The organism is Selenomonas sp. oral taxon 892 str. F0426, assembly GCF_000468035.1.
Taxonomy (GTDB): Bacteria; Bacillota; Negativicutes; order Selenomonadales; family Selenomonadaceae; genus Centipeda.
Window position 1 is genome coordinate 55,389 of record NZ_KI260513.1, and the last position, 10,273, is coordinate 65,661.

Annotated in this window: 9 protein-coding genes; 2 read left to right on the forward strand and 7 right to left on the reverse strand. The window is 55.0% G+C overall.

Annotation, left to right across the window (positions count from 1 at the left end; translation table 11 throughout):
- The first annotated feature begins 11 nt into the window (after positions 1 to 11).
- Entirely contained in the window at positions 12 to 524 is a 513-nt protein-coding gene (locus HMPREF1992_RS00290) for a nitroreductase family protein (protein ID WP_021683795.1), read from the forward strand.
- Positions 525 to 590: 66 nt separating this feature from the next.
- On the opposite strand, the gene eno is transcribed toward HMPREF1992_RS00290, so the two are convergent.
- From eno to HMPREF1992_RS00325, 7 genes are all read right to left on the reverse strand, one after another.
- On the reverse strand, positions 591 to 1,895 hold the full coding sequence (eno, locus tag HMPREF1992_RS00295) for a phosphopyruvate hydratase (RefSeq protein WP_021683796.1): 1,305 nt from the start codon (positions 1,893 to 1,895) through the stop codon (positions 591 to 593).
- A gap of 488 nt (positions 1,896 to 2,383) precedes the next feature.
- A complete protein-coding gene (locus HMPREF1992_RS00300) occupies positions 2,384 to 3,163 on the reverse strand; it encodes a ZIP family metal transporter (RefSeq protein WP_021683798.1) in 780 nt (259 codons plus the stop codon).
- A 117-nt stretch (positions 3,164 to 3,280) separates the two neighbouring features.
- A complete protein-coding gene (locus tag HMPREF1992_RS00305; RefSeq protein ID WP_037357697.1) occupies positions 3,281 to 3,952 on the reverse strand; it encodes a response regulator transcription factor in 672 nt (223 codons plus the stop codon).
- A gap of 26 nt (positions 3,953 to 3,978) precedes the next feature.
- Complete coding sequence (locus tag HMPREF1992_RS00310) at positions 3,979 to 5,271, reverse strand: type II secretion system protein GspD (RefSeq protein ID WP_021683800.1); 1,293 nt, start codon at positions 5,269 to 5,271, stop codon at positions 3,979 to 3,981.
- A gap of 5 nt (positions 5,272 to 5,276) precedes the next feature.
- On the reverse strand, positions 5,277 to 5,828 hold the full coding sequence (locus tag HMPREF1992_RS00315; RefSeq protein WP_037357700.1) for a hypothetical protein: 552 nt from the start codon (positions 5,826 to 5,828) through the stop codon (positions 5,277 to 5,279).
- Positions 5,829 to 5,906: 78 nt separating this feature from the next.
- Positions 5,907 to 7,355, reverse strand: a complete 1,449-nt coding sequence (locus tag HMPREF1992_RS00320; protein WP_021683802.1) for a glucose-6-phosphate isomerase — start codon at positions 7,353 to 7,355, stop codon at positions 5,907 to 5,909.
- Between the two features lie 20 nt (positions 7,356 to 7,375).
- A complete protein-coding gene (locus HMPREF1992_RS00325) occupies positions 7,376 to 8,731 on the reverse strand; it encodes a phosphomannomutase/phosphoglucomutase (RefSeq protein WP_021683803.1) in 1,356 nt (451 codons plus the stop codon).
- A gap of 236 nt (positions 8,732 to 8,967) precedes the next feature.
- Here HMPREF1992_RS00325 and HMPREF1992_RS00330 point away from each other — a divergent pair, with 236 nt between their 5' ends.
- Positions 8,968 to 9,921, forward strand: coding sequence for an AEC family transporter (locus HMPREF1992_RS00330; protein WP_021683804.1), 954 nt, complete (start codon positions 8,968 to 8,970; stop codon positions 9,919 to 9,921).
- The last annotated feature ends 352 nt before the right edge of the window (positions 9,922 to 10,273 follow it).

Consider the following 10,273-nt stretch of genomic DNA (forward strand, 5'->3'; position numbering starts at 1 on the left):
GAGGTTCTATTATGGAATTCAATAAGCTCATTCAGGAGCGCTTCTCCTGTCGTTTCCTTTCCGATGCGGAAATTTCGCACGAGGCACTTGACCGCATTCTTGATGCAGCACGCATCGCGCCCACGGCAGTCAACAAACAGCCGTTCAAGATATGGGTAGTGAAGAGCCCTGATGCGCGGACAAAGCTTTCGGAGACAACGAAATACACCTTCGGCGCAGGCATCTTTCTCGTAGTTGGAGGCAAATCAGACGACGCATGGGTACGGCAATACGACGGGCGCAATTTCGCCGACGTGGATGCCTCCATTGTCGCGACGCATATCATGCTCGCCATTCACAACGAAGGTCTGCGCTCGACGTGGGTCGGGCATTTCGATGCAAACAAGCTGAAAGCATCGTTCCCCCAGATGGCGAACTACGAGCTCATTGCCATCTTCCCCATCGGATATGCAGCGGAGAATGGCGTCCCCTCCCCACGACATGTGCAGCGAAAAGACGTGGCGGAGATTGTCGAGGTGCTGTAACCCTCCCTGCCCGCACAAAAATCCCCCGCCGCAGCGGGGGATTTTTTACATCCATAACGGGATATCTTACTTTGTGAAGTTAAACGCACGCTTGCCCGGATAGACTGCACTGCCGCCGAGCTGCTCCTCGATGCGCAGCAGCTGGTTATACTTCGCCACGCGCTCGGAGCGGGACGGTGCACCTGTCTTGATCTGCGCCGTGTTGAGTGCGACTGCGAGATCGGCAATCGTAGTGTCCTCGGTCTCACCCGAACGATGTGACGTAACCGCCGTATAGCCCGCCTTGTGGGCCATCTTGATCGCCTCAAGCGTCTCGGAGACAGAGCCGATCTGGTTGAGTTTGATGAGAATGGAGTTGCCTGCGCCGAGCTCAATGCCCTTCTTCAGACGCTCTGTGTTTGTGACGAAGAGGTCATCGCCAACAAGCTGAACCTTATGTCCGAGCGCCTGGGTCATCGCCTTCCAGCCATCCCAGTCCTCCTCATCGAGACCATCCTCGATCGAGTAGATCGGGAACTGATCAACGAGAGACTCCCAATGCTTGATGAGCTCATCCGACGTGAACTGCTTGCCGGACTTCGGCTGATGATAGAAGCCCTTGCCCTTCTCGCGATCCTTCCACTCAGAGGATGCCGCATCCATCGCGAGGACGAAATCCGTACCGGGCTTGTAGCCGGCATTCTCGATTGCTTTGAGAATATGCTCGATCGTATCCTCATCGGAGTCAAGATCCGGCGCAAAGCCGCCCTCATCACCGACCGCCGTCGTCTTGCCCGCCTTTTTGAGGAGAGACTGAAGGGCGTGGAACACTTCAGTCGACCAGCGCAGCGCCTCACGGAACGTCGGAGCGCCTGCGGGCATGATCATGAACTCCTGCGTGTCAACGGAGTTCGATGCATGCGCACCGCCGTTGAGAATGTTCATCATCGGAACAGGCAGGACGTTTGCCTGAAGCCCGCCGAAAAAGCGATAGAGGGGGATATCCTGCGACTTTGCCGCTGCATCAGATGCCGCAATTGAGACCGCGAGAATTGCATTTGCTCCGAGCTTAGACTTATCCTTTGTGCCATCCACATCGAACATCGCCTGATCAACGGCATAGATGTCGCATGCCTCAATGCCGCAGAGAGCAGGAGCAATCTTGGTGTTCACATTCTCGACGGCCTTGGAAACGCCCTTGCCGCCGAACTTCGCCTTATCACCGTCACGCAGTTCGAGTGCCTCGAATTCACCCGTGGATGCGCCCGAGGGTGATGCGCCGCGGCCGATCGTTCCATCCTCGAGAACAACCTCCGCCTCTACCGTCGGATTGCCGCGCGAGTCAATGATCTCACGGCCGATAACCTGAGCAATTCTTAAGTAATCACGCATGAATATTCCTCCTCATCACCAAACAAAGGGGCCATCCCCTTTGAATACGCCAACAAACAGTGCGTATTCTCCTTCTCAACATTATACGGTCTTTCCCATGAAAAAGCAATGTAGGAGCTCTGCGGAGAGGCAATTATCCCCTCTCTTTTCTAAGAATTTTTCAAATTTCATCAGCACGCCTCCCGCGAGAAAGATTTCAAGCAAATTTTATTCTTAATATATATTTTTCTCTATTATGTGACTTGGGTTACAAAATTTTCAAAAAAAATATGATATAATACGAATGTCAACAGGGAGATACGAAACGTCCTCCCCGACATTTTACCCTGTTGATCATCCCTCTAAGGAACGTCTCCCTGCGTTCCTCTTGTAAGGCAAACACCCTTACATCCCATTTCTCAAGCCGCAGGTCTTTCCCAACCTGCGTGCATCCCTTTCCAAGAAAAAGAGCCGTTTGGCAAAGCCAACGGCTCTTTTTCTGTATATCATTATTTGAGCGCCACATCCAACATCATCATGAGAGAGAACCCCATAGCAAACGAAATCACACCTATATCCGAATGCTCTCCCTCGCTCATCTCGGGAATCAGTTCCTCCACCACGACATAGAGCATCGCCCCCGCTGCGAACGCGAGCGCATAGGGCAGAATCGGAATAATAAATGTCGTTGCAAGAATCGTCAGCGCCCCACCGATCGGCTCAACTGCGCCCGAGAGGACCCCACCGCCGAACGCACGCCACTTCCCTATCCCTGCTGCACGCAGCGGCATGGAGATAATCGCTCCCTCAGGGAAGTTTTGAATCGCAATGCCGAGCGAGAGAGCAAGTGCAGCACCGAGCGTGATGCCCTCGCTGCCGCTCAGCCAGCCCGCATAGATCGCACCGACTGCCATTCCCTCAGGAATGTTGTGCAGCGTCACAGCGAGGACGAGCATTGTCGTACGTGAGAGGCGGCTGTGCGGCCCCTCTGCATTCTTCGCATTCATATGAAGATGCGGAATGATGTGATCAAGGACGAGCAAGAAGAGCGTCCCCGCCCAGAACCCAGCAATCGCAGGAACGAAGGCAAGCTGCCCCATTTCGGCAGCTCCCTCCATCGCAGGAATCAAAAGACTCCATATCGAGGCCGCCACCATGACGCCTGCGGCAAATCCCGTTAGGCCGCGCTGCACATTGCGGTTCAGATCGCCCTTCAAAAAGAAAACACAGCCTGCACCAAGTGCCGTACCAATGAACGGTATCATCAAGCCTTGGAAAATTTCCAGCATACGTATTCACCTCATGCTGGATATTATAGCATGTTCTGTTCTCAACGACAAATGATAGTGTTTTTAACAAAAAAAGAGAGCGGCTCGTTCCATTGTATGGACACAAACCGCTTCATATTATTCCAATGTCACAATCTTGTTCTTGAGCACGTAGACGAGTGCCTGCGTACGGTCGTTGACCTTGAGCTTGTGGAAGATGCTGGTGAGATGGTTTTTGACGGTCTTTTCACTGAGACCGAGGGCCTTGCCAATGTCCTGATTCGACAGCCCCTTGGCGATGCAGCCGAGTACATCCATCTCGCGCGGGGTGAGGCGTTCGCCGCGGCTCTCATCCCAGATCTCCTTTGCCATACGGCTCACATCACCGTATACGGCCGTCGAGCCGAAGAGGCGTTCCGCAAGCTTTGGGTAAACGAAAGGGTTGCCCTCGTTGACCATATGAATCGCCTTGATGAGGATGTTCGGCTCAACATCCTTGAGCAGATAGCCAAGTGCACCGTTCTTGAGGAGTTCGAGGACGTAGTTGTCGCTGTCGTGAATGGTGAGCGCGATGATCTTCGTCCGCGAACGCGCCTGTTTGAGCTGCTTCGTGACATCAAGCCCCGTGAGGCCCGGCATGTTGATGTCGAGGAGGAGGATGTCGGGCTTGAGCATGAGTGTGCGCGCGAGCGCTTCCTGACCGTCCTCTGCTTCACCGACCACTTCGAGGTCATCCTCAAAGTTCAGGACACGCTTAATCCCCTGGCGCAGAAGCGCGTGATCGTCTGCAAGTAATATCCTGATTGCCACTGACATCTCCTCTTTTCCGTTCTTCCTTATCCTTCATCCAGCACATGTGCTGTGAGAAAAATCATGAGTTCGGTCTCAGTCTTACTCGTCCGCACTGAGCGAAAAAACGCACCAAGAACGGGAAGATCCCCCAGAAACGGGATCTTCGAAAGGGACCGTGATTCATCACTGTCGATGAGTCCACCAATCACCATGGTCTCTCCATCCCGGAGGCGCACGGTCGTATCTGCACTGCGTTTTTGAAACCGATATGCCTTGAGTTCATCGACGTAGACGGGGGTGCTGACCTCCGTATGCACGCGTGCGACAATGTTTCCATCCGCTGTGACGCGCGGCGTATAGCGCAGGATAATCCCCGCCTCGCGGTACTCAATGCCAGTCGTCGTGACGCTGTTGGAGGTTGCTGTGCGGGGCACGGGCACCTCTGCGCCAATGTTGATGAGAGCCTCACGTCCCTGTACCGTAGTCACATTGGGGCGCGCAAGCATCTTAGCTCTGCCGTCCGTGATGAGGGCACGAATCGCCGCGGAGTAGTAAAATTCATAAGGCACCCCCTCCGGCCCCCTGCCGAAGCGGATGATCCCGGGCGCACTTGTTCCGCCGGTCCCCGCATTTCGTTCGCCGATCTTCCAGGTTCCTGAGGCATCATCCCTCACGCGCGGGTACTGAGGAAGCGACGACCATGACCACTCCACGCCCAGCTGTTTGGCGGCCTCCTTTGAGACGGCAACAACACGGGCCTCGAGAGAGACCTGCTTTGGAACAACATCGAGTGCAGAAATAATTTCATGCACGGAAAGAGCCTCAGACTCTGTCCCATAAAACAGAAGCGTATTCGTTGCCCGATCGACGAGAACACGCCGCTGGATATTGGAATCAGAATCTGAGTCCCTACTCCATCTCTCATCCATATTTTTCGACACGACTGCCCGTTTTCCTTCACCTGTGAGGGATAAATTTGCAGCATGCGCCAACTCCTCAGGGTCGGCAAAGCGAACGGTATAGCTGTGTACCCGCCGCGTCACCTCACTTGTATCTGGAGCAAGTGCGAGCAGGATCGTACCATGACGCTCGATATGTATTCCCCGTGCGGCTGCGAGGAGGCGCAGAACCTCCTCCCCCTCTCCCATGAGATGTGCGGTCACGGTTCCCGTCACACTGTCGTCGACGATAAGCGGAATGTCCCCCATGCGTGCGACGGCAAGGAGGACGGTACGAACATCGCCGCCCGTAACATCAATCGCAACAGGCGACGCCTCAGCAGGAGGAGACATTAGGAGCATCCATGTGAGCACCGTCGTCATCATCCATCGTTTCATGCAGACTACTCCCTTGTCAGTGTCATTGTACCGGCGGCAGAATCGAGCAGTGCTGTTGTGTCCGTCAGTGTACGGAGTGTATGCCCCTGCCATGTCTCTCCGAGACGCAGCGCCGCCCCCTCGTCTCCGCGTGCCAGGATGGCAATGCGTGTCCCATCTGCCCCTGTCACCACACCTCGCAGAACGATAGATGCCGGCGGCGGAACATGAGGCGTGCCCATAGATGCGGAGATCGTTTGGGCTGCTGTGATGGAAGGACTGGCAGGCTGTGCTTTCGCTTTGATCTCCGCAGGGACCTCGGGGAGAGAAACCTCTCCGCGCCGCTCATGTGCAGCAGAAAAAGGATTTCGCAGCGACGTTTTTGCAGCCGCAGCAGAAAGCCCTGTGATCTCCATCGAGGGCGATGTTGGCGTGCCGTTTTGCATAGTCACGACAGGCTCTGACGAATCTGGCCATAGGATACAGCAGCAGATCAACGCTGTCAGGAGAACACCCCCGACAAACGTCCACTGACGCGCAGAGACTGCATTGAAATACGCCCTCCACCGTTCGATCACAAGAACCTCCCTCTCAAAGCGCAGAAAAGGGCTGTTGTACGAAGTTTCGCTTCGTACAGCAGCCCTCCCCTCATAAAGTCATCCCTTCAGTGCCTGAAGCTTCGGCCCCATGATGCGCTTATAGGCCTCAACGCCTGGTTGATCGAATGCATCTACATCCGCGAGTTCTCCCTCATAGGCAACGGACATCGCGAGCAGGTAGAGCAGTTCGCCGAGATGGTAGGCATTCAGCTCCGGCAGTGCGAACACAGCACTGTAGCGCTTGTTCGATGCGAGCGCATCCGCGTTCGACTGGCGTGCGACCTCGAGCGCAGCCCCCATCGTTACACCGGCAATATCCGCGAGTTTCTTAACCTCCGGGAATACGTTCGGGATCACGAGATCATCCGCCCACTTGTCGATACGGATGAACTGTACGACCTTGTTGAGCTTGCCCTCCTGATGCTGCTGCGTCTGCGCGTGCATATCCGTCGTACCGACGGCGACAACAGGCGTGCGCCCATAGCAGACCTCCTTGCCCTCCTTGTTGAACTGCTTGCCGAGGGACTCTGCGAGCAGCTGAATATACCACTCAGAGACGGACTTCAGATAGTCGCCGTAGGGCATCATGACCTCGATATCGCGTCCATGCTTCTCCGATGCGGCAAATTTCAGTGCGGCATTGAGCATCGCCGGGTTCTGCCAGAGATCGTCATTTTGACATGCCGCATCCATGTCGCGTGCCCCCGCGAGGAAGCTCTCGATGTCAAATCCAATGCACGCCGCAAGCGTGAGTCCAACCTCGGTAAAAACCGTAAAGCGTCCACCCACACCGTCCGGCACGGCGAACTGCTTCCAGCCCATATCCATCGCGAGCTTTTTGAGCAGAGTCGGCTTCTCCTCGTTCGGATCGGTGACCGCAACCACCTCGACTTCAACGTTGTCTGCCTTTTTGAACGCGTCATACATCACCATGAAGTTGGACATCGTGTCAAGCGTGCCGCCCGACTTCGAGATCACGAGGAGCATGATGCGCAGCGGCTGTCCGCCGTGGGTTTTCTTGATCTGTGCGACATCCTTTAGATGATTGATGATATCACCCGTACGCCGCGGATCGATGTTGTTCCCGCTGAAATAGATGCGAGGGTAGTTACTGCGCTGCTCATTCGAGAGCGAGTTCCACAGCTCACCGCAGTGCACATCAAAGAGCACCTTGTTCCCGAGGAACGATCCGCCGATGCCAAGCGATATTACAACATCAGTGTTCTCCTGCACATATTTCCCTAGTTCCTTGAGCCGCGCAATGGACGAGGGCGAGTTGATATGCCCCTCCGCGACATAGGGTGTCTGCGAGAAGAGTACCTTCTCCGGCTCCCCATCCTTCGAGAGATGGGCGCGGATGAAGCCCTTTTCGCGCATAACCTTCATCGCCTCATGCGCCTTCTTGAGATCCTCCGCATAGAATGCGAGATCGGCATCTGTTACTTTGCCCGCGCCGTAGAGATTGTCATAGTCAAAGGTAAATCCGGATTTCAGTACAAGACTCATCAAAAATCTCCTTCCTGCGCTCAGGCACGAATCTCTGCGAGCAGTTCGTCTGTCTTTTCCTTGAGCAATGCCTCATCCTGCCGTGTCTCGACATTCAGGCGGATGACCGGCTCCGTGTTGGACATGCGGAGGTTGAACCGCCAGTTGTCGAACTCGATCGAGACGCCATCCACCTTCGTCACCTTGCCGGAGGAACCGTACTTCGCCTCGATACGATCCATGACCGCCTTTGCATCCGTGACCTTGCTGTTGATCTCCCCAGAGGTTGGAAAACGATCCATGCGCGCCTTCATCAGCTCAGAGAGTGTCTTTCCGCCCGATGCACTCATCAGTTCCGCCACGAGCAGCCACGGGATCTGTCCGCTGTCACAGTAGGAGAAATCACGGAAATAGTGATGTGCACTCATCTCACCACCATAGATCGCATTGACCTCGCGCATTTTATCCTTGATGAAGGCATGGCCGCTCTTGCACATGACGGGCTTGCCGCCAAGGCTCTCCGCAATCTCGATCGTATTCCAGACGAGACGCGGATCATAGATGACACTCTCCCCATGGTTCTTCTTGAGGAATGCCTCGGAGAGGAGCCCAACCATGTAATAGCCTTCGATGAAGCCGCCCTTTTCATCAAAGAGGAAGCAGCGATCGAAGTCGCCATCCCATGCCACGCCGAAGTCCGCCCCTGTCTCGCGCACGACCTTCGCTGTGGCCTCACGGTTCTCCTGAAGGATCGGGTTTGGCACACCGTTCGGAAAATTGCCGTCCGGCTCATTGTAGACCTTCACCAGCTCAAACGGAAGGAACTTCTCCATCGCATTGATGATGGGACCTGCCGCGCCGTTGCCCGCATTGACGACGATCTTGTACGGCTTCAGCTTGCTCACATCAACGTAGGTGAGGATGTGTTTGACGTATTCGTCTAGGATATCTGCTTTCTCGATCTTCCCGAGCGTCGCCGCAGGTGCAGGATATGTCTCACCGACCGCCATGGCCGCGAGGTCCTTGAGCCCCGTATCACTCGAGATCGGGCGCGACTCGGCACGTACGAACTTCATGCCGTTGTACTGTTTTGGGTTGTGGCTGGCCGTGATCATGATACCCCCGCCGAGGCCAAGATGCGCCGTCGCAAAGTAGATCATCTCCGTGCCGCACTGTCCGATATCCACAACATCACAGCCCGCCTCCGTGAGTCCCCTTGCGAGCGCATCGCGGATCACAGGCCCCGAGAGGCGGATGTCATGTCCAACAGCAACCTTCTTTGCGCCAAACAGCGTGGGGAAACTGCGTCCGACACGGTAAGCGAGCTCCTCGTTGACCTCATCGGGATAGATCCCGCGTACATCGTATGCGCCAAAACCTTTGTCTGTCACTGCCATGTAACGTCCCCTCCTCCTAGGAGCACCTCGCGGTGTCTCACAAATACCCTTTGGTCCCCATGTGATCAAGCGTCATGGGGTCATAACAAAACACTATACAATATACGTAATTATTCGCCGCCCTTTCTTCCTTTTCCTCTCTCTTGCGCTAAAATCTCACGAAGTTTTGCAGCAATTTACAATCTCTGAGACTTGTGCTAGGATGAACGAAAACACCATAGAAAGAAGCGATTCTCTTGGACAGCTCCTATTTCCGTATCGTTTACCTCTTTACCGACCTCCTCGCACCGCTCATTGTCGGCTACCTCCTGTATCGGTACAATATGATCTCCGATGTGCTCATCAGCCGCATCCTGCGCCTGAATGTCATCGTCATCTATACCATACTTGCCCTCATGAGCTGCTGGACACTGCCGATCTCGTGGGATCTTGCCCTCATCCCAATCTACGGCATCCTCATTGTTCTCTTCCCGGGACTCATCGGTTGGGCGTTCTTCATCCACAAATACCGAAGCCCGCTCGATCGCGGTGCCTATCTCGCAAATGCAATGATGTCCAACATCACTACTCTTGGTGGTGTCTGCGCCTTCATCATCTACGGTGAACAGGGATTCGCCTATGCACAGATCATGGGCATCTTTCAGACGCTCATGCTCGTTCTGGCCGTATTTCCGATGGCGCAGTACTACTATCTCCAACACAAGAATCATAATGCAGGCGGGAAGATACACATGCACTTTCTCGACATCTTTCTCTCGTGGAACCAACTCAGCATCATCGGCATGGCCGTGGGTCTTGGCCTCAATGCCGCAGGCATCGAGCGGCCGCCCGCAGTTGGCATGGCGTTCGAGAAACTCATCCACTTCGGCGCATGGTTTGGCATGCTGCCCGTCGGCGCACTCGTCAACCTCCACCGTGCGCGCCGCTATGCACCATATACCCTCGACCTCTTCGCGCTGCGTTTTCTGATTCTCCCGATATTTATGCTGGCAATTAGCTGGCCGTTTGTCCGTGATCCCGTCCTTTTAGGTGCGATACTCATCTTCTCGGTAACGCCCGGTGCGATCAATTCCGTCACGGCAGCAAAGCTCTATCACCTCAATGTTGACTATACGATCTCCGGTTTCCTCACGACAAGCATTGCATTCTTCTTTCTCGTCTACCCCGCACTGTTCTTCCTGCTCCGCTGAGCGCATGAAAAGGGGGCTGTTGCACGAACGCCCCTATCGGCTCGTTGCACTCGCCACTTCCCCCGTTGCGACAGGGGAAGCTAAGATACCATAATCCTAGCCTCCCCCGTGCGACACGGGGGAGGGGGACCGCGTAAGCGGTGGAAGGGGCGCTTGTAGCGATACCGCTGCCATAGACAAGGGCTGTTGCACGAAGCTAGAAAACTTCGTGCAACAGCCCCTTTTTTGATTTGCGCCGCTGCAAATGTCCCTTCGAAGGGACGCTCCTACGATCAAACGCGGAAACGTCCGATCTCGTTCTGCAGATCCGTTGCGATCTGGGCAAGGCTCTCGCTCGCCTCGGCGATGTCAC

Excerpts from the sequence above, each read along its gene's own strand:
- HMPREF1992_RS00310 (WP_021683800.1), bottom strand. The coding sequence starts at position 5,271 with ATGAAACGATGGATGATGACGACGGTGCTCACATGGATGCTCCTAATG.
- HMPREF1992_RS00325 (WP_021683803.1), bottom strand. The coding sequence starts at position 8,731 with ATGGCAGTGACAGACAAAGGTTTTGGCGCATACGATGTACGCGGGATC.
- HMPREF1992_RS00290 (WP_021683795.1), top strand. The coding sequence starts at position 12 with ATGGAATTCAATAAGCTCATTCAGGAGCGCTTCTCCTGTCGTTTCCTT.
- HMPREF1992_RS00300 (WP_021683798.1), bottom strand. The coding sequence starts at position 3,163 with ATGCTGGAAATTTTCCAAGGCTTGATGATACCGTTCATTGGTACGGCA.
- HMPREF1992_RS00320 (WP_021683802.1), bottom strand. The coding sequence starts at position 7,355 with ATGAGTCTTGTACTGAAATCCGGATTTACCTTTGACTATGACAATCTC.
- eno (WP_021683796.1), bottom strand. The coding sequence starts at position 1,895 with ATGCGTGATTACTTAAGAATTGCTCAGGTTATCGGCCGTGAGATCATT.